Annotated in this window: 20 protein-coding genes; 10 read left to right on the top strand and 10 right to left on the bottom strand. The window is 66.0% G+C overall.

Annotation, left to right across the window (positions count from 1 at the left end; translation table 11 throughout):
• Window positions 1–255: 255 nt before the first annotated feature.
• Genes XH79_RS08260 through XH79_RS08245 form a run of 4 tightly spaced genes read left to right on the top strand, consistent with a single transcriptional unit; the run spans window position 256 to window position 3,580 of the window.
• The gene (locus XH79_RS08260) at window positions 256–771 is read left to right on the top strand and encodes a winged helix-turn-helix transcriptional regulator (protein WP_271581359.1); all 516 of its coding nucleotides are present in this window, start codon (window positions 256–258) and stop codon (window positions 769–771) included.
• Between the two features lies 1 nt (window position 772).
• Window positions 773–2,035 carry a beta-ketoacyl-ACP synthase II gene (gene fabF / locus XH79_RS08255; RefSeq protein ID WP_271581358.1) on the top strand — a complete coding sequence of 421 codons (1,263 nt, stop codon included), beginning with the start codon at window positions 773–775 and terminating at the stop codon, window positions 2,033–2,035.
• 44 nt (window positions 2,036–2,079) lie between these two features.
• Window positions 2,080–2,712: a LysE family translocator gene (locus tag XH79_RS08250; RefSeq protein ID WP_271581357.1), complete on the top strand. Its 633-nt coding sequence runs from the start codon at window positions 2,080–2,082 to the stop codon at window positions 2,710–2,712.
• Window positions 2,705–3,580 carry an alpha/beta fold hydrolase gene (locus XH79_RS08245; protein WP_271581356.1) on the top strand — a complete coding sequence of 292 codons (876 nt, stop codon included), beginning with the start codon at window positions 2,705–2,707 and terminating at the stop codon, window positions 3,578–3,580. Before XH79_RS08250 ends, XH79_RS08245 begins: the two co-directional genes overlap by 8 nt.
• Before the next feature lie 122 nt (window positions 3,581–3,702).
• Here XH79_RS08245 and XH79_RS08240 read toward each other — a convergent pair whose 3' ends face one another.
• From XH79_RS08240 to XH79_RS08230, 3 genes are all read right to left on the bottom strand, one after another.
• On the bottom strand, window positions 3,703–4,587 hold the full coding sequence (locus XH79_RS08240) for a 4-(cytidine 5'-diphospho)-2-C-methyl-D-erythritol kinase (RefSeq protein WP_271581355.1): 885 nt from the start codon (window positions 4,585–4,587) through the stop codon (window positions 3,703–3,705).
• 25 nt (window positions 4,588–4,612) lie between these two features.
• Window positions 4,613–6,409, bottom strand: coding sequence for a tetratricopeptide repeat protein (locus XH79_RS08235; protein ID WP_212347779.1), 1,797 nt, complete (start codon window positions 6,407–6,409; stop codon window positions 4,613–4,615).
• Between the two features lie 310 nt (window positions 6,410–6,719).
• Window positions 6,720–8,381 (bottom strand): electron transfer flavoprotein-ubiquinone oxidoreductase, encoded by a 1,662-nt coding sequence (locus XH79_RS08230; protein WP_271581354.1) that lies wholly within the window; start codon window positions 8,379–8,381, stop codon window positions 6,720–6,722.
• A gap of 135 nt (window positions 8,382–8,516) precedes the next feature.
• Here XH79_RS08230 and XH79_RS08225 point away from each other — a divergent pair, with 135 nt between their 5' ends.
• Window positions 8,517–9,320 carry a uracil-DNA glycosylase gene (locus tag XH79_RS08225; protein ID WP_271581353.1) on the top strand — a complete coding sequence of 268 codons (804 nt, stop codon included), beginning with the start codon at window positions 8,517–8,519 and terminating at the stop codon, window positions 9,318–9,320.
• A 99-nt stretch (window positions 9,321–9,419) separates the two neighbouring features.
• On the opposite strand, the gene XH79_RS08220 is transcribed toward XH79_RS08225, so the two are convergent.
• The 4 genes from XH79_RS08220 to XH79_RS08205 form a co-directional block, all read right to left on the bottom strand.
• Window positions 9,420–10,928 (bottom strand): glycosyltransferase family 39 protein, encoded by a 1,509-nt coding sequence (locus tag XH79_RS08220; protein WP_271581352.1) that lies wholly within the window; start codon window positions 10,926–10,928, stop codon window positions 9,420–9,422.
• 153 nt (window positions 10,929–11,081) lie between these two features.
• Window positions 11,082–11,903, bottom strand: coding sequence for a ribonuclease HII (locus XH79_RS08215; RefSeq protein ID WP_271581351.1), 822 nt, complete (start codon window positions 11,901–11,903; stop codon window positions 11,082–11,084).
• A 77-nt stretch (window positions 11,904–11,980) separates the two neighbouring features.
• On the bottom strand, window positions 11,981–12,436 hold the full coding sequence (locus XH79_RS08210) for a VOC family protein (protein ID WP_271581350.1): 456 nt from the start codon (window positions 12,434–12,436) through the stop codon (window positions 11,981–11,983).
• Between the two features lie 38 nt (window positions 12,437–12,474).
• Window positions 12,475–13,638, bottom strand: coding sequence for a PA0069 family radical SAM protein (locus XH79_RS08205; protein WP_271581349.1), 1,164 nt, complete (start codon window positions 13,636–13,638; stop codon window positions 12,475–12,477).
• Between the two features lie 210 nt (window positions 13,639–13,848).
• On the opposite strand from XH79_RS08205, the gene XH79_RS08200 reads away from it, so the two are divergent.
• Both XH79_RS08200 and XH79_RS08195 read left to right on the top strand, forming a co-directional pair.
• Complete coding sequence (locus XH79_RS08200; protein ID WP_271581348.1) at window positions 13,849–16,236, top strand: phosphoketolase family protein; 2,388 nt, start codon at window positions 13,849–13,851, stop codon at window positions 16,234–16,236.
• Window positions 16,237–16,240: 4 nt separating this feature from the next.
• Window positions 16,241–17,455, top strand: coding sequence for an acetate/propionate family kinase (locus tag XH79_RS08195; protein WP_271581347.1), 1,215 nt, complete (start codon window positions 16,241–16,243; stop codon window positions 17,453–17,455).
• Window positions 17,456–17,667: 212 nt separating this feature from the next.
• Here the strand turns inward: XH79_RS08195 and XH79_RS08190 are convergent, their stop codons facing one another.
• Window positions 17,668–18,507, bottom strand: a complete 840-nt coding sequence (locus XH79_RS08190) for an RMD1 family protein (RefSeq protein WP_212347753.1) — start codon at window positions 18,505–18,507, stop codon at window positions 17,668–17,670.
• Window positions 18,508–18,839: 332 nt separating this feature from the next.
• Between XH79_RS08190 and XH79_RS08185 the strand changes: the two genes are divergently transcribed.
• Window positions 18,840–19,415, top strand: a complete 576-nt coding sequence (locus XH79_RS08185; RefSeq protein ID WP_271581346.1) for a glycosyl transferase — start codon at window positions 18,840–18,842, stop codon at window positions 19,413–19,415.
• Window positions 19,416–19,477: 62 nt separating this feature from the next.
• Window positions 19,478–20,407: a bifunctional helix-turn-helix transcriptional regulator/GNAT family N-acetyltransferase gene (locus XH79_RS08180; protein ID WP_271581345.1), complete on the top strand. Its 930-nt coding sequence runs from the start codon at window positions 19,478–19,480 to the stop codon at window positions 20,405–20,407.
• Between the two features lie 368 nt (window positions 20,408–20,775).
• On the opposite strand, the gene moaB is transcribed toward XH79_RS08180, so the two are convergent.
• Together moaB and ypfJ are read right to left on the bottom strand one after the other, a co-directional pair.
• Window positions 20,776–21,339, bottom strand: coding sequence for a molybdenum cofactor biosynthesis protein B (gene moaB / locus XH79_RS08175; protein WP_212347744.1), 564 nt, complete (start codon window positions 21,337–21,339; stop codon window positions 20,776–20,778).
• A 204-nt stretch (window positions 21,340–21,543) separates the two neighbouring features.
• Complete coding sequence (ypfJ, locus tag XH79_RS08170; RefSeq protein WP_271581344.1) at window positions 21,544–22,491, bottom strand: KPN_02809 family neutral zinc metallopeptidase; 948 nt, start codon at window positions 22,489–22,491, stop codon at window positions 21,544–21,546.
• 415 nt (window positions 22,492–22,906) lie between these two features.
• Here ypfJ and XH79_RS08165 point away from each other — a divergent pair, with 415 nt between their 5' ends.
• Window positions 22,907–24,037 (top strand): site-specific DNA-methyltransferase, encoded by a 1,131-nt coding sequence (locus XH79_RS08165; RefSeq protein WP_212347738.1) that lies wholly within the window; start codon window positions 22,907–22,909, stop codon window positions 24,035–24,037.
• The last annotated feature ends 90 nt before the right edge of the window (window positions 24,038–24,127 follow it).

Genomic DNA, 24,127 nt, shown 5'->3' with positions numbered 1-24,127 from the left:
CCTGGTGAGATAGCGTCGCCACCGCTTCGACACCGTCATTGCGAGCGTAGCGAAGCAATCCAGTCTGTCCGCGCGGCGAGAATCTGGATTGCTTCGCTACGCTCGCAATGACGGAGCAAGGCGCGCAGGCGCCATTCGCCAACCCGCATTCAACTTTCAGCGACGTCCCCCAAGACCCGCAACTCGCCCCACCGAGTCGGAAAGCCGCCCACCCAGTGACTTGCATTTTGCAAGTAACTCCCCTAACCTCCCGTCATGCAGCCCAAATCCCCCTCCATCCAGGAATGCCCCGTCGGCCGCGCCGTGGAGACGGTCGGCGAATGGTGGAGCATTTTGATCCTGCGGGATGCGTTCCAGGGCGCGACGAGGTTCGACGAGTTCTCGAAAAGCCTCGGCATTGCGCCGAACATCCTGTCGCGGCGGCTCGCCCATCTCACCGAGAGCGGCATGTTCGTCCGGCGCCGCTATCAAGAGCGGCCGCCGCGGTACGAATATGTGCTGACGGACAAGGCGCGGGATTTCTTCCCCGTGATCGTGGCGCTGCTCGCCTGGGGCAACAAGCATCTCGCACCCAAAGGCGAATCCATCCTGCTGGCAAGCCGGAACGGAGCACGCCCGTTCGATCCGGTCGTGGTCGACGCTGCCGACATGCAGCCGATCACGCTCGCCAATACCATCGCCATTCCCGGGCCGCGCGCCAGCCGCGGGATGCGCAGGCGGCTCGCTTCACTCAAGGCCATGAACCCGGCCGTCGCGCCGGCTGGAGACTGACATGCGTCGTATCGTCGTGACGGGATTGGGCGCGGTGTCGCCGCTCGGCTGCGGTGTCGAACTGTCCTGGCGCCGGCTGCTCGCCGGCCAAAGCGGGCTGCGCACCCTGCCCGAATGGGCGCAGGCGCTTCCCGCCCGCATCGCCGGACTCGTACCCGACAAGGCCGATGACGCCGAAGGTGGTTTTGATCCGGCGCAGGCCGCGGCGCCAAAAGATCAACGCAAGATGGACCGCTTCATCCTGTTCGCGCTGCTCGCCACGGCAGAAGCCGTCGCGCAGGCCAAATGGACGCCGCAGGATGCAGGCGCGCTGGAGCGCACAGCGACGATCATCGCCTCCGGCGTCGGCGGCTTTCCTGCAATGACCGAAGCCGTGCGCATCACCGAGCAGCGCGGCGCGCGCAGGCTGTCGCCGTTCACGATCCCCTCGTTCCTCGCCAATCTCGCCGCCGGCCACGTCTCGATCAAATACGGCTACAAGGGCGCTCTGGGCACACCCGTTACCGCCTGCGCCGCGGGCGTACAGGCGATCGGCGATGCCGCGCGCATGATCCGCGCCGGCGAAGCCGACGTCGCGATCTGTGGCGGCGCCGAGGCCTGCATCGACATCGTCAGCCTCGGCGGCTTTGCCGCGGCACGCGCGCTGTCGAGCGGCTTCAACGACGAACCCGCGCGCGCCTCACGCCCGTTCGATCGCGACCGCGACGGCTTTGTCATGGGCGAAGGTGCCGGCATCCTCGTGATCGAGGACCTCGAGCATGCGCTCGCACGCGGCGCCGCGCCGATCGCGGAGATCGTCGGCTACGGCACGACGGCGGATGCCTACCACATGACGTCGGGTCCGCCCGATGGCGACGGCGCCCGCCGCGCCATGGAGATCGCGCTGCGGCAGGCCAGGCTTGCGCCCGCGGATCTGCAGCACCTCAACGCGCATGCGACGTCGACGCCGGCCGGCGACGAGAGCGAGCTCGGCGCCATCGGCGCGCTGTTCGGCCGCGACAACGGCATCGCCGTGAGCGCGACGAAATCGGCCACCGGCCATCTGCTCGGCGCCGCCGGCGGGCTGGAAGCAATCTTCACCGTGCTGGCTTTGCGCGACCAGATCGCGCCGCCGACGCTCAATCTCGAAAATCCTGATCCGGGCGCCGACGGCATCGACATCGTCTCGGGCAGCGCGCGGCCGATGCCGATGCAGCACGCCATCTCCAACGGTTTCGGCTTCGGCGGGGTGAATGCCAGCGTGATCTTCCGCCGCATGGGCTGAACGAGGGGCCTTGCAATCGCGGCAGCCTGCGCTACCAAAACAGGATGACCGAAACCAATTTCTGGCTGTTCCTGGCCGCAGCATTCCTCATTGCGGCAATCCCCGGCCCCGGCATTTTCTACGTCGCGGCACGAACCCTGTCCGAGGGACGCGCAAGCGGCTTTGCCTCGACCGCGGGCACCGCGCTGGGCGGCATGGTCCATGTCGTGGCCGGCAGTCTCGGTATCTCCGCGATCATCCTGGCCAGCGCGGAACTGTTCACCGCGGTCAAATTTGTCGGCGCGGTCTATCTGGTCTGGCTCGGCATCAAGACGTTTCGCAGCGCCGGCCGTACGCTGTCGCTCGAATGCAAGGCGGTTGGCGACAAGCGCGCGTTTCGCGACGGCGTGCTGGTCGAGGCGCTGAACCCGAAGACCGCCGCGTTCTTCCTCGCCTTCATTCCGCAATTCCTCGATCCCGCGGGGTCGAACCCCACGCTGCAATTCATCATGCTGGGCGCGATCTCGGTGACGCTGAACACGCTCGCCGATGTCGTCGTGGTGCTGATGGCCTCCGCGACGCGCGCGCAACTGGTCGGACGGCCGCAGCTGATGCGGCGCCTCACGCAAGGCTCCGGCGTTTTCATCGCGGGCCTCGGCCTCTCGCTCGCGCTGGCGCGGCGGCCCGCACATGGCTAGCGCCCCGCAAGACCACTTCTATGAATCGCACGGCCTGCGGCTGCACTATGCCGACTGGGGCAACGAGAGCACGCCGCCGCTCATCCTGGTCCATGGCGGACGCGATCATTGCCGCAGCTGGGACGCCCTCGCGCGCTCGCTGCAACCGCATTTCCACGTGATCGCGCCCGATCTGCGCGGCCACGGCGATTCCGACTGGACCAAAGGCGGCAGCTACGCGCTGACCGAATATGTCTACGATCTGGTCCAGCTCGTCCGCACCATCGCCGCGCCTCAGATCACCCTGATCGGCCACTCGATGGGCGGCATGGTGAGCCTGATCTTTTCCGGCTCATTCCCGGAGCACGTCACCAGGCTCGTTGTCCTCGACGGCGTGACCATGCTGCCGGATGCGCCGAAGCCGCCCGTGCACGAGCGCATCAACAAATGGGTCAGTCAGCTCGACAAGTTGCACGACCGCACGCCGCGTCGCTATGCGACCCTCGAGGACGCCGCCGCACAGATGGTGCTGCACAACAAGCGACTATCCCGCGAGCTCGCGCTGCATCTCGCCACGCACGGCGCGCGGCAGAACGAGGACGGCACCTTTAGCTGGAAGTTCGATCCCTATCAGCGCGCCAGTACGCCGCACCGACTCTGGGCGGATGACCACGTCGCACTGTGGTCGCGCATCGCCTGCCCGACGCTGCTGCTCAATGCCGGCGAGAGCTTTCTGGCGGGCGCGAGGGCCACTGGCCTGGAGCGCTACTTCCCGCGGGCGCGGATCGAGACCATCGCCGGCGCGGGGCACTGGCTGCAGCACGACAAGCCGCAGGAGGTGCTGGGTGAGATCCAGCGGTTTTTGGGGCTCGGCGAAGAAAGCCTCTAGCGCCACTGCCGTAGGGTGGGCAAAGCGAAGCGTGCCCACGCTCCTGTCGCCGTATCTGAAAGATGGTGGGCACGGCGCTTCGCGCCTTTGCCCACCCTACGGCACCGTCGCCGGGGACAGACCTAGCTCAACGTCCCCGCATGCACCCACCAGCCGGGGTGGTCGCGCCGGATCTTCTCGGCGGCGGCATGCGCATCGGTGGCTGCGCCATAGATCGCAAAGCACGTTGCGCCCGAGCCCGACATGCGGGCGAGCTTGACGCCGGCGGAGGAGCGCAAGGCGTCCAGGACCTCGCCGATCACGGGCTCGATCCGCAGCGCGGGCGCCTCGAGATCGTTGGCGACGGTTTCGAGAACCTCGACCCAATCGGCGATCGAGGCCCCCTCCTCCGGCCAGGCCGGCGCTTCGAGGACCGAGGTGGCGCCGACCAGGAGCTCGCCGTTGCGCAGGCCCAGCGCCTGGAACACGTCCTTGGTGGCAACCGGCACGCGCGGGTTGACCATCACGCAGGGCATGCTCGGCAAGGCGAGCGGCAGAAATTGCTCGCCGACGCCGGTCATGTCGCAGGCGCGCGAGAACAGGCACACCGGCACGTCGGCGCCGGTCGCGAGCGCAACCTGCTGCATGCGTGGATCGTCGAGCGACAGATTGTTGAGGCGCGCCAGCAGGCGCAGCGCCGCCGCGGCATCGGCCGAGCCGCCGCCGATGCCGGCGGCCACGGGCAGCACCTTGTCGAGCGCGAAAGCGCCGAGCTTCAGGCCCGGCACGGCCTCGGCCAGAAGCTTGGCCGCCTTGAAAACGAGGTTGTCGGAGGTGTCGCCGCAGGCTGCGGCCAGCGGTCCGGTGGTGGTGAGCTTCAGCTCGCCGCAGGGCTCCAGCGTGAGCCGGTCGGCGCAATCGGCGAACGCGACCACGCTTTCGAGATCATGATAGCCGTCCGCACGACGGCCGACGACGCGAAGGCTCAAATTGACCTTCGCCCGCCCTTCTTCAATCAACGCCGACATCGGCGATCAGCCCCCAAACCCACTCTTAGCCGCCCTTGCCGTCGTCCTTCTTCTTCTCCGCCTGCGCGGCCGAAGAATTCGAATTGTCCTCGGTCAAGCCGTTGGCGATCTTGGCCTCGATCTTCGGAAGGTCATCCGGCTCGGGCTTGAGATCGCGCGCATGCGACCACTGGAATTTGGCTTCCAGCGTGCGGCCGACGCGCCAATAGGCATCGCCGAGGTGATCGTTGATGGTGGGATCTTCCGGCTTGAGATCGATCGCGCGCTCGAGGTTCTTCACCGCCTCTTCGTAATTGCCGATGCGGTAGTAGGCCCAGCCGAGGGAGTCGACGATGTAGCCGTCGTCGGGACGCTGCTCGACGGCGCGCTTGATCATCTTCATGCCCTCGTCGAGGTTCACGCCCTGGTCGATCCAGGAATAGCCGAGATAGTTGAGGACATGCGGCTGGTCGGGCTGGAGCTCGAGCGCCTTCTTCATGTCGGCTTCGGCCTTGGCCCACTGCTTGGAACGCTCCTGGCAGATGCCGCGATAGTAGTACCAGACGCTGTTGGCCTTGTCGTTGCCCGGCGTCAGCACCTCGATGCCCTGCGAATAGGTCGCGCCGCAGTCGCCGAACCGCTTGCGGCCGCGCTCGATATTGCCGAGCGCCATGATGGCCTCGAGATCCTTGGCATCCTCGGTCGTGACGCCCTTGAGGATCTTGATCGCCTCGTCGGTGCGGTCGGCCGAATCGAGGTCGATGGCGAGCTGGATCTGCGCGTTGCGCTTCAGCGGCGAGGTCGCGGGCACGCGCTCATAGACCTTGATCGCCATCTGCGGCCGCTTCACCGATTCATAGAGATCGGCGAGCGAGAGCAGCGCCAAGGGATGGCTGGGCTGCAGGTAGAGCGAGAGCTGCAGATAGACCAGCGCCAGATCCTCGCCACCGCGGCGGGTCAGCGTGGCGCCGATGCCGTAGAGCGCTTCGGCGGCGCCGGCCTGCGCGGAATCGACCAGCGGCGGCAGCTTCTTGCCGGCCTTGGTGTCGCGCAAACCTTCCACGATCAGCGGATGGCGGGCGAGCTTCTTGTCGAACGCCTGATAGACGGTGGTCGCCGCGGCCGAATCCTTGTTGCGCGACAGCCAGCGCGCATAGGCCTCGGTGACGCGCAGCATGGAATCGTCGAGCTTGTAGGCGCGCTCGAAGCGCGTGCCCGCGTCCTTCTCCTTGCCGGCGAGCTCGAGGATCATGCCGGCGTGGAGATCCTTGAACAGCGGATACCATTCGGGACCTGCGAGCTTGTCGATGGTGGCGACGCCGCCCTTGGCATCGCCCGCGCCATAGGCGGCCCAGCCCGACAGCAGCGTGGCGACGAGATCGGTGATCGGGCCGCGGATCGACTGATTGATGTTACTCTGCGCGGTCGCGTACTTCTTGAACTTGAGATCATGCACGCCGACGACGAGACGCGCGACGCGGTTGGTCTTGTCGATGGTCAGGATGCGCTCGGCGAGCTTGACCGCCTCATCGATGTCGCCGTCGGCGACAGAGGAGATGAAGGCGCGGTCGAGCAGCTCGTTGTTCTTGGGATCGGTACGGAGCGCCGAGCGGTAGAAGGCGGCCGCCGAAGCCGCATCGCGTTCGACGCTGGCGTGGCGGGCGGCAAGATAGCTGCCGGCACCGGTGAGCGACTTCAGATCGTTTCGGGTCGGAAACTGCGCCGCCGTGTCGGCCGGGTGATCCGGCGTCTGCGCCAGGACCGCGCCGGGGACCGTCGCGATCGCTGTGCCCATGAGGGCGATGGCGGCAGCAGTCCAGCGGTTGAAACGATTTGAGAACATCAGGGCTCGCCTTGAGTTGGTAGTGCCTGGGTTTGCAGCAGAAGGCCGTCTCGCATGCGAACGCGGCCAGTGGCATCGGGACCCGGAACCGTCGGGCCGACAATGCCGCTTTTGGCGGTTCACCGCAAGGATTCGGACCGGGCGATCCCCTCCGCACGCCCCAAATCGGCCAACTGACCGGTCAAGACCGCCCCAAGACGCCGCTACTATGGCCTTATCGTGACCGCGACAGGTAGCCGCGGCCGGGTTCTCACGCGAACGTGCGCCGGATCACGCTTTGCGACCTGATCCGCTCCGGCTGAGCCAGCTCTTACATCGCCTCGTAGTTCGGGCCGCCGCCGCCCTCCGGCGGAACCCAGGTGATGTTGCCGTTGGGGTCCTTCACGTCGCAGGTTTTGCAGTGGACGCAGTTCTGGGCATTGATCTGGAAACGCGGGCCCGAACCTTCCTCGATCCACTCGTAGACGCCGGCCGGGCAATAGCGATTCGAAGGACCGGCGAAGACGTCGTGCTCCGAGGTCTTCTGCAGGTTCATGTCCGCAACCTTGAGATGGACCGGCTGGTCCTCCTCATGATTGGTGTTGGACAGGAATACCGAGGACAGCTTGTCGAAGGAAATCTTGCCGTCCGGCTTCGGGTAGTTCTTCGGCGTGTGGCTCTTGGCCGGATCGAGCGTGGCGCGGTCGGGCTTGGAATGCGACTGGGTGCCGAACAGCGAGGCGCCGAACAGCGTGTTGCACCACATGTCGAAGCCGCCGAGCGCGACGCCGAGCACGGTGCCGAACTTGGACCACAGCGGCTTGACGTTGCGGACCAGGAACAGATCCTTGCCGACCGACGAGGAGCGCCAGGCGTTTTCGTATTCGACGAGCTCGTCATTGGCGCGGTCGGCAGCGAGCGCGGCCGCAACATGCTCGGCGGCCAGCATGCCGGTACCCATCGCATTGTGCACGCCCTTGATGCGCGGCACGTTGACAAAGCCGGCCGCGCAGCCGATCAGCGCGCCGCCGGGGAAGCTGAGCTTCGGCACCGACTGGTAGCCGCCTTCCGTGATCGCACGCGCACCATAGGCGAGCCGCTTGGCGCCCTCGAAGGTGCCGCGAATCGAGGGATGGGTCTTGAAGCGCTGGAATTCGTCGAACGGCGACAGATAAGGATCGTCGTAATTGAGATGCACGACGAAGCCGACGGCGACGAGATTGTCGTCGTAATGATAGAGGAACGAACCGCCGCCGGTCTTCAGATCGAGCGGCCAGCCGAACGAATGCTGGATCAGACCCTTCTGGTGTTTTGCGGGATCGATCTGCCAGACTTCCTTGAGCCCGATGCCGAACTTCGGCGGCTCGCTCTTGGAGTCGAGCGCGAACTTGTTGATGAGCAGCTTGGTCAGGCTGCCGCGCGCGCCTTCGGCGAACAGCGTGTACTTGCCGAGCAATTCCATGCCGCGGGTGAAGGAATCCTTCGGCTGGCCGTCGCGGCCGATGCCCATGTCGCCGGTGGCGATGCCCTTGACCTTGCCTCCCTCGTCATAGAGCACTTCGGCCGCGGCAAAGCCCGGATAGATCTCGACGCCGAGCGCCTCCGCTTTCCGCGCCAGCCAGCGGCAGACATTGCCGAGCGAGCCGATATAGCAGTGATGGTTGTCCATCAGCGGCGGCATCATGAAGTTCGGCAGCTTGATCGCGCCGCCGCCGGTCATCCAGTAGAAGCGGTCGTCCTTCACCTGCGTCTTCAGCGGGCAGTCGGCATCCTCGCGCCAGTCCGGAACGAGCTTGTCGAGCCCGGCCGGGTCGATCACCGCGCCCGAAAGAATGTGCGCGCCAACCTCGGAGCCCTTCTCCACCACGACGACGTTGAGATCGGCGTTGAGCTGCTTCAGCCGGATCGCGGCCGACAGGCCCGAGGGGCCGGCGCCGACGATGACGACGTCGAATTCCATGGATTCGCGCGGGGGAAGTTCTTCGGTGCTCATCTGATCTCAGCCCTTGAGACGGTCCTTGGTCGTTTGCGCCCTCTTGTTTCCGATTTTTCCGGGTAGGACAACCTCGGAATCGCGTTCCGGCGGGATGCAAGGCCGGCCAAGGTGATATAAAAGTCAGACTTTCCCATGATCCTCGAACCCGCACCCACCGTCCGAGAGCTGCTCGCCTTCTATCTGGAGGCCGGAGTCGACTGCGCGCTGGCGGAGGAACCGATAGACCGCCTGGCGGAAATCGACACGCCGCCGCCTGCCCCGCGTACGGCGCCGGTCGAGGCGCCCCGTTCGGTTGCGGCGCCGACGGTGATGCGCGGCGAGGCCGCGCCTGCACCCGACGTCGCCATCGCTTCGGCGCGCGAGGCCGCGCGCACCGCGCCGACGCTGGAGGCGCTGCGCGAGCTGATGCAGAATTTCGAGGGCTGCGCGCTCAAGCACACGGCGACGCGGCTGGTCTTCGCCGACGGCAATCCGCAGGCGCGCATCATGTTCGTCGGCGAGGCGCCGGGCCGCGACGAGGACATCGAGGGACTGCCCTTCGTCGGGCGCAGCGGCAAGCTGCTCGATCTCATGATCGGGGCGATCGGGCTCAACCGCACCACCGCCTACATCGCCAACGTCATCCCGTGGCGGCCGCCGGGCAACCGCACGCCGACGCCGCAGGAGACGCAAATCTGCCTGCCCTTCATCCAGCGCCAGATCGAGCTGGTGAACCCGGATGTGCTGGTGACGCTCGGCAATCCCTCGACGCAGACGCTGCTGTCGACGCGGGAAGGCATCATGCGCACCCGCGGGCGCTGGTTCGAGTACGACACCGGCCAGCGCACCATCCGGGCGCTGCCGACCTTCCACCCGGCCTATCTGCTGCGCTCGCCATCCTACAAGCGCCTGGCCTGGCAGGATCTGCGGGCAATCGCGAAGGTGCTGGCGGGATAACGAGCTCTCGTAGGGTGGGCAAAGGCGCAAAGCGCCGTGCCCACCATAATGTCGTGAGCACGCTTCGCTTTGCCCACCCTACGATGGCTGCGTTTGTCGCTAAGTCCCCTTCGGCCGCACGATGGCCCAGCCGATGCGCAGCAGCTGCTGGCGGCCGGTCACCAGCCATTCGAAGGCGCGCGGGACTTCCGGCACGATGCCGGGGAAGCGCTTGAGGATTTCGGGCGGCGGGGTGCCGGCGGTGTCGGAGGCGCGCCAGACCACGACGCCGCCGGTCTCGCTGAACTTGGCCTGATTCATCCATGGCGTGCGCGCGGGGTCGGCATCGATGAAGAGATGCGGCCGGCCGGAATGCAGCGTGATCAGGCTCGCGAGCTGGGTCTCGCCGGCCACCGCGCGAAGGCGATGGTTGGTGCGGCGGGCAAAGCTCTCGTCGAAGAAATCCGAGATCGCGCGCGCCGGCATCGAGGTCGCAATCTCGTTGGCACCGGTCCAGGGCAGGAACAGCACGGCAAGCACCACGCCGGCGGCCGGCGCGACGACAGCGGCGGCCCATACCATGCGCAGCATCCGCGCACGGCGCATCGCGATGAGGTCGCCGGCCGCGACGACCACGGCAAGCCCCGACATGACCAGCACGACACCGGCGCCGCCGACGACGGAATCGAGGCCGAGCACGGCCGAGATCAGCACCGCGCCGAGCGCCGGCGCCAGCGCGAAGAAATAGACGAAGTTGCGCGCAAACGGCTCAACCGGCGGGCGGTAGATGATCGGCGCCTCCTCGCCCTTGGCGACGAACAGGCGGGTGTTGAGGAAGGTCAGCGCCGGGATCGCGGCAGCCCCGAGCACGAGCCCGCCGAGCAGCCAGGCCGCGTGGATCGCACGGGTGCTCAGCTCGGCCACCTGCGGCAGGGCCGGCAGCACCAGCGTCTCGGCCCGCATCAGCCAGACGGCATAGGGCAGCGCCAGCACGGCGACGACGATCACTGCGAACAGCGGATCGAGCGCGAGCAGCGTGCGGCGGCCGCCGGCGGTCGCGAGCGCAAAGATAACGAGCAAGGCGAGAAGGAAGACCGCGGCGGGCGTCGTCAGCAGCAGCAGGCCGGCCTCGATCGACCAGGCGAACCAGGCATTGCCGCGGCGCTGGCCGATGATCTGCCAGGAGTGCAGCAGCAGCAGCGCCCAGAGGGGACGGGCCAGCACGAGCGGGCCGAAATCAAGCGCGGGCGAGGAGAAGGCCAGCACCGTCATGGTCAGGAGCACGGCAAGCACCGCTTGCTGAGATCCGACTACGGCGCGCGAGAGATGATAGAGCGCGATGAAGGTCGTGATCTCGCAGAGCTGGGCGAGGACATAGACGCCGAACATGTGGCCGCCGGCGAGGCGGTAGGCGATGTCGGCGAGCCAGACCGGCAAGGGCGGGCCGAGATCGGTGCCGACCTGGTATTCCCTGCCGAAGGCCAGCAGGGTCGCGAGCGTGCCGGGCGGGCTGCGATAAAACACCAGCGCCACGAACAGCCACATCAAAGCCTGCAGCAGCACGGCGATCCAAACGATCAGCCGCGGCCGGGCGCGAATGAGCTCGATGACCAGGGAGGTAAACCGCATGCAACGTCCGAAAGATGCAGCCAACCCGTCCAGCCGGCCCTATTCGCTCGCATCTGTTTTGATAAAGGGCGTCGCGCGTCGTGGCAACTTCGGTCTGCTCCCTCTCCCGGTTCTTACGGGGAGAGGCGAAGAGCACGCGATCAGAGAGACATCCTAGAGGGTGGCCGACGTATCAGCCACCACCTGCACCTCGACCTCGGCGACCTCGAACAGGTCCTGCACCGGCTCGACGGTCCAGGGCATGTGCTTGGCGCGGGCGGCGGCGACGGGGGCGAAGAAGCTGCGGTGATGGACGGTGGGGCCGAGGCGGTCGAGCGCGTCGAGGTGCTCGGGGACTGCGTAGCCCTTGTGCTGCTCGAAACCGTAGCCGGGGCAGTCCTGCGCCAGCGCGCACATCAGGCGGTCGCGTGTCACCTTGGCGACGATCGAGGCCGCCGCGATCGACAGCACGATGCCGTCGCCGCCGATCACGGCCTCGCAGTCGCAAGCCGTATCGAGCCTGTCGCGACCGTCGACGAAGACATGTTGCGGCGGCTGCGGCAATGCCACCACGGCGCGCTTCAGCGCCCACAGCGAGGCGCGCAGGATGTTGTCGCGATCGATTCGCGCGCGCGAGGCCACGGCGACCGAGACCTGGGCGGTGGCGCAGATCTTGTCGAACAGTCTTTCGCGCTCCTCGGCGGTCAGGCGCTTGGAATCGTCGATGCCGCGCGGAATGCGGTCGGGATCGAGAATCACCGCGGCGGCCACCACGGGGCCGGCCAGCGGGCCGCGGCCGGCCTCGTCGCAGCCGGCGACCGGCCAGACGCCGCGCTTGATCAGCGCGCGCTCGCGGCGGAAGCTCGGCGGCGCGATCGCGATGACGCCTTTCTTGCCGGCGGGGGCTTTGGCTGCCTTGGCAGGCTCGGCCTGCTTCGCAGCATCCTCTTTTGGCGCACCCTTGGCCGGCTTCCTGGCGGACTTGTCCCGAATCATGGCCGGGATCGTGCGCAAGCAACCCAGCCGGCGCAACCGGGAACCCCGGATAATTCCCGTTATTCAGATCGGCCACCCTACTCGGCCAGATGCACCCGCCGGTCCTCGCCGACCTCGATGCCGGGCGCCACCACGGCTTCCCAGACATGGCCATCGGGATCGGCAAAATAGCCGCAATAGCCGCCGTAATCGGTCTCGCACCCGGCCTTCAGCAGCCTTGCTCCCTTGCTGACGGCGAAAGCCAGAACAGTATCGACCTCATCGCGCGTGCGGCAGTTCCAGGCGAGCGTGGTGCCGCGGAAGGCCGCCGGCCTCGGCTCATCAGGCAGGGACGCATCCGCCGCGAGCTGGTCCCAGGGAAACAGGGCGAGCACCGGTCCGCCGGTGTCGTAGAACGCGACCGCCTCGCCGGTCGCCTTCAGCCGGCGCGAAAAGCCGAGGGCATCATAGAACGCGATGCTGGCGCGGATGTCGCTGACGCCAAGCGTGATGACGGTCAGCCGCGGCATCGGGGCCGTGAGTTCCTTGCTCATGCGACGCCTCTTCCACTTTCCCGATCAGAACTGCCCGGTCAGAACAGGCTGAGCTGATCGCCGTTCCGCTTCGGCCGCGCAAAGTGATCCGTGGTCAGCTTGGAGCGGCGCTTGTTGAGCCCCAGCCTGTCGCAGGCGATCTCGAATCTGCGGCCGATGGTCCAGGCCATCGGTCCCGTGCCCTTCATCCGCTCGCCCCATTTCGCGTCGTAGTCGCGGCCGCCGCGCATGTCGCGGATCAGCGTGAAGACGTGGCGGTAGCGGTCCGGATAGTTCGCCATCAGCCATTCGCGGAAGAGATCGCGCACCTCCAGCGGCAGCCGCAGCAGCACGTAGGAGGCCTCCTTGACGCCGGCATGGGCGGCGGCATCGAGGATGCGCTCGATCTCGGCATCGTTCAGCGCGGGGATCACCGGCGCCACCATCACGGTGGTGGGAATGCCGGCCTCGGAGAGCTGCTTCAGCGCCTCTAGCCGCTTCGGCGGCGTCGAGGCGCGCGGCTCCATGGTGCGCGCCAGCTTCGGATCGAGCGAGGTCACGGAGATCGCGACCTTGGCGAGGTTGCGCTTGGCCATCCGCGCGAGAATGTCGATGTCGCGCACCACCAGCGCAGATTTGGTGACGATGCCTACGGGATGCCCGGTGCGCTCCAGCACCTCGAGAATGCCGCGCATGATTTTGCGCTCGCGCTCGATCGGCTGATAGGGATCGGTGTTGGTGCCGATCGCGATCATCCGCGGCTCGTAGCCGGGCGCGGCGAGCTCCTTCTCCAGCAGCGAAGGCGCCTCGGGCTTCACGAACAGTTTCGACTCGAAGTCGAGCCCCGGCGACAGGCCGAGATAGGCGTGGGTCGGCCGCGCGAAACAATAGACGCAGCCATGCTCGCAGCCGCGATAGGGATTGATCGATCGGTCGAAGCCGATGTCGGGAGAGTCGTTGCGGGTGATCACCTTGCGCGAGGTGTCGACCGCCACCGTCGTCTTGAACGGCGGCAAATCCTCGAGGCTCTGCCAACCGTCGTCGAAGGCGACGCGCGCCTCGGCCTCATAGCGGCCGCTGGCATTGGACTGGGCACCCCGGCCTCGCCTGCGCTGGCGGTCGATGGCGACCGCCAGCTCAGGAAAGTCGGAAGGCGCACCCGCCGGCTCGGAGGGCGCCGTGACCGGCGGGTGCTTGAGAGCAGAAGAAGATGCTGGACTCATGAAGCCAAGATAGCACGCAAAAGGAACAAATCAAGAACGCAAACAAAAAACTCGAAAACAACCCCATGCACAGTAGAGCTGCCCAAACTTCGCGCGCCCGCCTTTGACCTCTCGCAACACCGGCGTCGCAGCCATCCCGTTTCATGACCGACGGATCGATCACGCCGGAACCGGGTTGATGACGATCGCTGTGTGAAGGTCGGCAGGAACATGACAATCCAACAAAAAACCGCCGCCGCGAGCGGCGACCTCGATCTCCTCGATCGCTACTGGCGCGCTGCCAACTACCTCTCGGTCGGGCAGATCTACCTGCTCGACAACCCGCTGCTGCGCGAGCCCTTGCGACCCGAGCACATCAAGCCGCGTTTGCTCGGACATTGGGGCACGACGCCCGGCTTGAACTTCATCTACGCCCACCTCAACCGCGTCATCCGCGCGCTCGATCTCAACGTCCTCTATGTCTGCGGCCCCGGCCATGGCGGGCCGGGCATGGTCGCCAACACCTATCTCGAAGGCAGCTACAGCGAGATCTATCCTGATGTCGCACGCAATGCGGACGGATTGCGCAAGCTGTTCAGGCAGTTCTCGTTCCCCGGCGGCATTCCGAGCCACGCGGCGCCTGAGACCCCCGGCTCGATCCACGAGGGCGGCGAGCTCGGCTATGCACTGGTGCACGCCTATGGCGCGGCGTTCGACAATCCCGATCTGATCGTCGCCTGCGTCGTCGGCGACGGTGAAGCCGAGACCGGTCCGCTCGCGGCGTCCTGGCACTCCAACAAATTCCTGAGCCCGGCCCATGACGGCGCGGTGCTGCCGATCCTGCATCTCAACGGCTACAAGATCGCGGGCCCGACCGTGCTCGGACGGATGCCTGACAGCGAGATCCGCGATCTCTTCCGCGGCCTCGGCCACGAGCCGCTGTTCGTCGAGGGTGACGATCCCAAGTTGATGCACCAGACCATGGCGGACGCGCTCGACGTCGCATTCGCCAGCATCCGCTCGATCCAGCAACACGCCCGCGACGGGCGCAAGACGGTCGAGCGGCCGCGCTGGCCGATGATCGTGCTGCGCAGCCCGAAGGGCTGGACCGGACCGAAGGAGGTCGACGGCAAGAAGGTCGAAGATTTCTGGCGCGCGCATCAGGTGCCGGTTGCAAGCTGCCGCGAGAACCCGGCGCATCTGAAGATCCTCGAAGACTGGATGCGCAGCTACGAGCCGGAAAAACTGTTCGACGCGAGCGGCGCGCTCATTCCCGAGTTGCAGGCGCTCGCCCCTGAAGGCAGCCGCCGCATGGGCGCCAATCCGCATGCCAATGGCGGTTTGCTCAAGAAGGAGCTGAAGCTGCCGGACTTCCGCAGCTTCGCCGTGGACGTGCCGCAGCCTGGCGGCGTTACGGGCGAAGCGACGCGCGAGCTCGGCAAATTCCTGCGCGACGTCATCCGCCTGAACGCGCAAGAGCGCAACTTCCGCATCATGGGTCCGGATGAGACCGCGTCAAACCGGCTCGACGCCGTGTTCGAGACGACCGAACGCGTCTGGATGGAGCCGACGCAGCCTTACGACGTGCATCTCGCCCAGGACGGCCGCGTGATGGAGGTGTTGAGCGAGCATCTCTGCCAGGGCTGGCTCGAGGGCTACCTGCTCACCGGACGCCACGGCTTCTTCTCCTGCTACGAAGCCTTCATCCACATCGTCGATTCCATGTTCAACCAGCACGCCAAATGGCTGAAGGTGACGCGGCATCTGCCGTGGCGGCGGCCGATCGCCTCGCTGAACTACCTCTTGACCTCGCATGTCTGGCGCCAGGATCACAACGGCTTCAGCCACCAGGATCCCGGCTTCGTCGATCTCGTCGCCAACAAGAAGGCCGACATCGTCCGCATCTACTTCCCGCCGGATGCCAATACGCTGCTGTGGATCGCCGACCATTGCCTGCGCACCTACAACCGCATCAACGTGATCGTCGCCGGCAAGCAGCCGGCGCCGCAATGGCTGTCGATGCAGGAGGCCGCGACGCATTGCGATGCCGGCATCGGCATCTGGACCTGGGCCGGCAACGAAGACACGAAGGCCGAGCCCGACGTGGTGATGGCCTGCGCCGGCGACGTGCCGACGCTGGAGACCCTCGCCGCCGTCGATCTCCTGCGCAAGGTGCTGCCCGATCTGAAGATCCGCGTCGTCAACGTCGTCGACCTCATGACGCTGCAGCCGAGGGAGCAGCATCCGCACGGCCTGTCCGACCGCGACTTCGACAGCCTGTTCACGCGCGACAAGCCCGTCATCTTCGCCTATCACGGCTATCCCTATCTGATCCACCGGCTGACCTATAACCGCACCAACCATGCCGGCCTGCATGTGCGCGGCTTTGCCGAGGAAGGCACCACGACGACGCCGTTCGACATGGTCGTGCTCAACGAGCTCGACCGCTACCACCTCGCGATCGAGGCGATCGAACGCGTGCCTGATCTGGCGACCAGGGCCGCGCGGGTGAAGCAGCAATTCCGCGACAAGCTGATCGAACACTCCCGCTATGTGCGCGAGCACGGCGAGGACATGCCTGAGGTCCGCGATTGGGTCTGGCCGAGCAAGGCGGGCTGACGCCATGCGGGCGCCAGAGGCGGTTCTTGTCCTCAATTCGGGCTCTTCGAGCATCAAGTTCGGCTTGTTCGATATCGCGGCGGCCGAGTCTGTCTTGCTCTGCAAGGGCCAGCTCGACGAGCACGAGGCAAAACCCCGGCTCGCAGTGAAGAGCGCTGCGGGCGAGGACCTGTTCGAGACGCGGAGAGACGCCGCGGATGCCGACGGCGGTCATCTCTTCACCGACGTGCTCGCCTTCATCGAGGACCGGTTCGGTCAGGGCTGCTTGCGCGCGGTCGGTCACCGCATCGTTCATGGCGGTCCGGATCATTCGGGTCCTGTCGCGTTGACGGACGAGGTCACAGCGAAGCTGGAGGCGCTGACACCGCTGGCACCGCTGCACCAGCCGCGCTGCCTCGCGCCGGTCCGGACCATCTCGGCGATCCGGCCCGCGCTGCCCCAGATCGCCTGCTTCGACACCGCCTTCCATCACGGCCTCGCGCCGCCGGCGAGCCGTTTCGCCATTCCCGGGCGCTTCGAGGCGCGCGGCGTCAGGCGCTACGGCTTTCACGGCCTCTCTTTCGAATATGTCGCGCGCCGCCTTGCCGAGATCGCGCCGGAGCTTGCGGCCAAGCGCACCGTCATCGCGCATCTCGGTAACGGGGCAAGCCTGTGCGCACTGCGCGACGGAAGCAGCGTGGACACCACGATGGGGCTGACGCCGCTCGATGGCCTCGTGATGGGCACGCGGTGCGGCACCATCGATCCGGGCGTGCTGCTCTATCTGCAACAGCACGAGAAAATGTCGGTCGAGGATGTCCAGCACCTGCTCTATCACCAGTCCGGCCTGCTCGGCGTCTCCGGACTCTCCGCGGACATGCGCACGCTGCTCGCGCGCCGCGAGTCAGCGGCGCGAGAGGCGGTCGATCTCTTCACCTTCCGCGCGGCGCAGGCGATCGCTATGATGGCGACCACGCTCGACGGGTTCGACTGCCTCGTCTTCACCGGCGGCATCGGCGAGCATGCCGGCGAGATCCGCGGCGCGATCGGCGAGCGCCTGGCCTGGCTCGGCGTGCGTATCGATGCGGCTGCGAATGACGAGGCGCGCGAGCGGATCGGCGGCAGCGACAGCGCTATCGAAGTGCTCGTGATCCCAACGAACGAAGAGCTAACGATCGCGCGGCATTGTGCAAGCGTGCTGCGAGCGATGGGAGCTCAAGCCGACAAGACAGTATCGTAGGGTGGGCAAAGCGAAGCGTGCCCACCAAGCAGAAATGGTGGGCACGGCGCTTTGCGCCTTTGCCCACCCTACGATTCCGGACTCGCGGAGACAGACCGCTCACCCCGGTGAGCCCACGTCCACCAGCGCTGCTGCCCTCTCCCGCATCCGCCTTCGTCAAGGCTTCGGCGGACATGAGGGGAGAGGGCACTGCAATGCGCAGTCGCTCGCTCTCAATGCGTGCCCGACAGGATCTGGATGCAGCCGATCGCGACCTCGATCAGGATCAGCACCACGACCGCGATCTCGAGCCGGAGCGAGCGCTGGGTGTCGATGATGTCGGTCAAGGCGTTGGCGGTTTCCGACACGGCGGTGAGCTTGCGCTCGAGCGTGTCGAGGCGCTCCTTCAATTCGTACTCGTCTTCGAGGCGGGCATAGAGCCGGTCGAGCTCGGGCTTCTCCCAGAGCACGTCGGGCTTCTCGGCCACCGCAACACGGCCGGCGACGCGCTGCTGCACCAGCAGCGCATTGCCGATCAGTTGCAGGATGCCCTTGCGACGGCGCGGCGTGCGGCCGTGCTCGGCGAGCTCGCGCGCGAACGGCTCGATGACGTCGAACACCGCCGCGACCCGCCGCTCGTCGCGGGCCAGCGACGTGCTCTTGGCGAGCGCATCCGCGACCAGAAGCAACCGGTCATCGGAGAATTTGGCGAGGCAGATCGGCCCGCCCGGCTGGATCGCTTCACTGCTTTCGTCCTTGCACAGCTGCGCCTGCGCGATCTCTTCCTCGTACGGGCTGAACTCGCCGATCACGCGCGTCTTCAGGCTGTCGATCAGCACCTTCTCCTCCGAAGGCAACAGGCCGATCAGCACCACGACGCCGTAGCGGAAGATCACCGCGAGGCCGGCGTGAACGCGGAAGGCGGCCGGCGTCGACGACACCAGCGTGCCGATCTCGAGGCCGGACGCATTGATGCGGTCTCCGAGCATCAGCGCCCGGATCCGCAAGCTCGGCACGGCGTCCGGCCTGGGAGATGCTGTCGGCACGCTAACGGCGAGTTGATCGGCGTTCATGCAAGGCCCTCGTCAACACCCGTGGACTGCAGGCTTTTCCCGTTCTCCGGTGTCGGCCCGCCCGCATCCTCCGCAGGCAGGATTGCGGCGGCCTGCATGCTGCGCAAAGATCGCGGCGAAACTCCGGGATAATACGGTCACCGCGAATTCGCGCCGAAATATTCGGCAACATTGCCACCCCGCAGGAGACATATTTGGATGCGATGGTTCTCGCAGTTTACCATCGAACAGCGAAGCCCCGCCGAAAAGTTGCACTCGGCAATGCCGCGTGTTTATGACAATATCATAACGAGTTGCGCTTCTCCCGAAGCGGAGACACTGAAGCCTCAATCATGCTGAGCGTTATCATTCCGACCGAAGGCGTCGAGCAGACGGCGGTCGCAACCCTGGCCGCGTTGGTGCCCGGTGCCGCCGCCGGCATCATCCGGGAAGTCCTGTTGGTCGATGGCACCCGCAACGGCGTCATCGAGCGCGTTGCCGACGTCGCAGGCTGCCGTTTCGTCGGCTTCGAGGGTTCCTCGCAGGGCGCGGCGCTCGCCGCCGGCGCGCTTCAGGCTCGTTCGCCCTGGCTGATGTTCCTCCCTGCAGGCGCGGTGCTCGAAACCGGCTGGATCGAGGAGACCACCCAATTCATCCAGACGGTCGCGACCAGCGGCCGGGACCGGGCGGCGGTGTTCCGCTATGCACGCACGCCTTTTGCCGAGACCGGATTCCGCGACGTCCTCCGGGCCGTGGCGCGCAAGCTGGCCGGCCCGTTCGGCGATCAGGGCCTTTTGATCGCGCGTGATCACTACGACCGGATCGGCGGCTATCCGCCCCAGGCCCGCCGTTCCGAGGCGCGGCTGCTGCGGCGGCTCGGCCGCTCGTCCCGGACCATGCTGCGCAGCCGGATCGTCATGATCGGCTGAGGCCGCCAAATACTTGCCAAAGTCAAATAATTATTTGACAATGGCAAGTATCGAGGTGAGCCATGGCATTCAACGGTACAGACGACCACATCGCGGCGGTCCGCGCGTTCAACCGCTTCTATACCCGCAAGCTTGGCGTGCTCGACCAGCGCCTTGGAAGAACTCCGTTCTCGCTCAGCGAGGCGCGGGTGCTCTATGAGCTCGCGCATCGCGACGACCTTGCGGCAAAGGAGATCGGAATCGAGCTTGGCCTCGACCCCGGCTATCTCAGCCGCATCGTGCAAAGCTTCGACGAAAAGGGGCTGATCACGCGAAAGCCCCTGCCCGCGGATCGCAGGCAATATCAGCTCAGCCTGACTGCCAAGGGCCGGCAGACCTTCGCCAAGCTGAACCTGAGCTCGCAGAACGAGGTTGCCGCAATGCTGGCTCAGCTTTCGGCCGGCGATGCGACGCAGCTCACGCAGGCCATGGCGACCATCGAGGCCGTACTGGAGCAGCGCCGAAGCCAGCCCGCGGCGTTCATGCTGCGCAGCCATCGCGTCGGCGACATGGGCTGGGTCGTCTCCCGGCAGGCCGCCGCATATGCCGCGGACTACAACTGGGACATCAGCTACGAGGCGCTTGTCGCCGAGATCTGTGCGCAGTTCATCAGGAACTACGACGCCGCGCGCGAGCACTGCTGGATCGCGGAAGTCGGTGGCGAGCCGGTCGGCTCGATCTTCCTGGTCAAGGCAACGGACGAAATTGCCAAGCTCCGCCTGTTGCAGGTGGAGAAGAAAGCACGCGGACTCGGTGTCGGCCGCGCGCTGGTCGAGCAGTGCCTCCAGGGCGCCCGCGAGAGGGGCTACAGCAAGATGACGCTGTGGACGCAAAGCATCCTGGTCGCCGCGCGCGGCATCTACAAGAGTGCCGGCTTCAAGCTCGTGAAGGAAGAGAAGCACCACAGCTTCGGTGCTGATCTCGTCGGCGAGACGTGGGAGCGGGATCTCTGATCTTGCTGCGAGCGCGAAGCGCATCGCGGCGAGATGCACGTTGATGTGCCCTCTTCCCTCCTGTCCGCCGAAGCCTTGGCGAAGGCGGATGCGGGAGAGGGCAGCGCCGCTGGTAAACACAAGCTCGCTTGGGTGAGGGGTATTTCTCCGCGAGCATCAGTGCACGCGGAGAGAACGCCTCATCCGGCGCTTCGCGCCACCTTCTCCCGCAAGGGGAGAAGGGAAGAATCGTAGGGTGGGCAAAGGCGCACTTGCGCCGTGACCACTATGCCGACTTGCGACAGAAATCGTGGGCACACTTCGCTTTGCCCACCCTACGATACCTTGTGCTTGGCTTACGAATGATGCTCGCGCACCAGCGCGCGTAGCTACACCGTCGCGCCCTGCGCCTTCGGCCTTCGCAGATGCTCGTCCAGCCGCGGCATGATCTCGACGAAATTGCAGGGGCGCGTGCGATAGTCGAGCTGGGCGGCGAGGATGCCGTCCCAGCCGTCGCGGCAGGCGCCGGGCGAACCGGGCAGGCAGAAGATGTAGGTCGCCCCCGCAACGCCTGCGGTGGCGCGGCTCTGGATCGTGGACGTGCCGATCTTGGCGTGGCTCAGCAGGTGGAAGGCTATCGAGAAGCCGTCCATGCGCTTCTCGAACAGCGGCTCGATCGCCTCAGGCGTGACGTCGCGTCCGGTAAAACCGGTGCCGCCGGTGGTGATGACGACGTCGACGCCGCTATCTGCAATCCAGCGGCGGATCACCGCGCGGATCGCCTCGACATCGTCGGTGACGATCTCGCGCGCGGCGAGATGATGGCCCGCGCCGGTGAGGCGGTCGGCCAGCGTCTGGCCGGACTTGTCGTCCGCGAGCGCGCGCGTGTCGGAGACGGTGAGCACCGCGATGTTGAGCGGGATGAATTGTTTTGACTCGTCGATCGAGGCCACGACTTCACTCCTGCTTCCCAGCCACCGCCGTCATCCTGAGGTGCGCGCGGAAGCGCGCCTCGAAGGATGGGCCGGAGGCTTCGTCATCCTTCGAGGCTCGCCAAGAGGCGAGCACCTCAGGATGACGCCACTACTCCCGGATTCCCAGATGCGCAATTGCACATCATAATTCAAGCTGCGTCCGGGGCACGTAGGCGATAACGACTACTGCCCGCCGCCGAACGTGTTGCAGGCCTGGACCGTGCCCTGCTGGTAGCCGGTCATGAACCATTGCTTGCGCTGCGCGGCCGAGCCGTGGGTGAAGGAGTCGGGCACGACGCGGCCCGTGGCCTGGCGCTGCAACGTATCGTCGCCGATCGCGCTGGCCGTGGTCAGCGCGGCGTCGATGTCGCCTGCTTCCAGGAAGTTCGGACGCTTCTTCGCCTCGCGGTTGACCCAGACGCCGGAGAGACAATCCGCCTGCAGCTCGACCTTGACCTGGAGCGCATTCGCTTCGGCCTTGCTGCCGGCCTGCTGCTGCAGCCGCGTCACGCGCGGAATGATGCCGAGCAGGTTCTGGATGTGGTGACCGGCCTCGTGCGCGATGATGTAGGCGGTGGTGAAGTTACACGCCGACTTGCCGGAGCAGCCGCGGAAGCGCGTCTCGACCTCGCGGAAGAAGCTGGTGTCGAGGAAGATGGTGCGGTCCGGCGGACAGTAGAACGGGCCCATCGCCGACTGCGCCATGCCGCAGCGGCCGCCATTGGTGGCGTTGCGGAACAGCACGACCTTCGGACCGGTATAGTTCTGGCCGCTGGCCTGGAAGATCTCGCTCCAGCGATCGTCGATCTCGCCGAGGATGCCGGCGATCATGCTGCCGACCTCGTCGGTCGGCGCGCCGCGCTTGGCCGAGGTCGAGGAGGGCTGGCGATCGGTCTGGTAGCTCGGCGCCTGGTTGCCGCCGGTGAGGATCTCGGCACCGCCGATCAGGATGCGCGGGTCGATGCCGAAGGCATAGCCGATCAGGCCGAGCACGATGATGGTGCCGATGCCGAGCCCGCCGCCGCCCATCGGCAGGCCGAACCCGCCGCCTCCGCCGCCGCCGAATCCACCGCCACCCTCGTCGCGACGATCCTCGACGTCGTCGCTGCGGCGGAAATCATCGTAGCGCATGGCGGGCTTTCCCTTAAATCCTCGATTGGCGTCATTTGGGCGCAGAAGCGCAAAAGCTCAACGCGCCACATACGTAAAATTTCCGTTGCCTTTATCAATATCGCGGTCGGCAAAAATTGCCTAGTGCGACAGCATGTGCCTGCCAGCAATTTTTTCCGAGGGAAGTGCAATCTTTTCCGAGAGAAATTTGCAGTCTTTTTGGCATCCTCATCGCTCCCGCAACGCAAAGAAACACGAAATACACTGCAAAACACGGTGTATGCGAACAGCAGGGGGCATACGACGCGCGATGCGCGGCCTGCTCACAAAAGCAGCGGGTTAAGTCGATTTTTACTTTGCCCCGTCAATGTAACGGTCAGTCGGTTGTTTGGTCCCGCGTCGCCGACAGCGTCGCCTGAGTCAGAGTTCTTGAGTCATGGTAGTGTCGCGTCGCGGGGCGTCTGCAAGGGCGCCCCGCACAAATTTTGAGTCTCCGTCGCACAGCATCATTCTCGGCGATTGCGTCGCCGAGATGTCGAAGCTTCAGGCGGGCAGCGTCGATCTGGTGTTCGCAGATCCGCCCTACAATCTTCAGCTCAAGGGCGATCTCAAGCGCCCCGACGAATCCCATGTCGACGCCGTCAACGACGACTGGGACAAGTTCGATTCATTCTCCGCCTATGACGACTTCACCCGCGCCTGGCTGCTTGCCGCGCGCCGCGCGATGAAGCCGTCGGCGACGATCTGGGTGATCGGCTCCTATCACAACATCTTCCGCGTCGGCGCGATCATGCAGGACCTCGGCTTCTGGCTCCTGAACGACATCGTCTGGCGCAAGACCAACCCGATGCCGAACTTCCGGGGCCGCCGCTTCACCAACGCGCATGAAACCATGATCTGGGCCGCGCGTGACGAAAAAGCCAAGGGCTATACGTTCAACTACGAGGCGCTGAAGGCCGCCAACGAGGACGTGCAGGCACGCTCCGACTGGCTGATCCCGCTCTGCACCGGCGAGGAGCGCCTCAAGGGCGCCGACGGCAAGAAAGTGCATCCGACGCAGAAGCCTGAAGGCCTGCTCGCGCGCGTGCTGCTGTCGTCCTCCAAGCCCGGCGATCTCGTGATCGACCCCTTCAACGGCACCGGCACCACCGGCGCCGTCGCCAAGCGCCTCGGCCGCTCCTATATCGGCTTCGAGCGCGACAAGACCTATGCCAAGGCGGCCGAAGCGCGCATCGCCGCGGTCGAGCCGCTGCCGGAAGAAAGCCTCGCCCCGTTCATGACCGCGCGCGAAGCCCCGCGCGTCGCGTTCTCCGAGCTGATCGAGCGCGGCATGATCATGCCCGGCACGAAGCTGTTCGACGCCAAGAAGAAGCTCGGCGCGCTGGTCCGTGCCGACGGCGCCATCATGCTCGGCGACAAGGTCGGCTCGATCCACCGCATCGGCGCCGTCGCGCAAGGCGCGCAGGCCTGCAACGGCTGGACCTTCTGGCATGTCGAGACCAAGAAAGGTCTCAAGCTGATCGACGAGCTGCGTGCCGAGATCCGCGCCGGCATGGCGGCGGAGTAATTTTCCTCCGCTCTCGTAGGGTGGGTTAGCTTTGGTGTCTCAGGAGGTTGTCCATCTGGTCTGAACCGAGGAAGCTGAGGTTGCGAAGCT

Source organism: Bradyrhizobium sp. CCBAU 45389 (assembly GCF_028128625.1).
Lineage (GTDB): Bacteria > Pseudomonadota > Alphaproteobacteria > Rhizobiales > Xanthobacteraceae > Bradyrhizobium > Bradyrhizobium liaoningense_B.
Note: the sequence above shows the minus strand (reverse complement) of the source record. Positions and strands in the feature narration are given on the sequence as shown.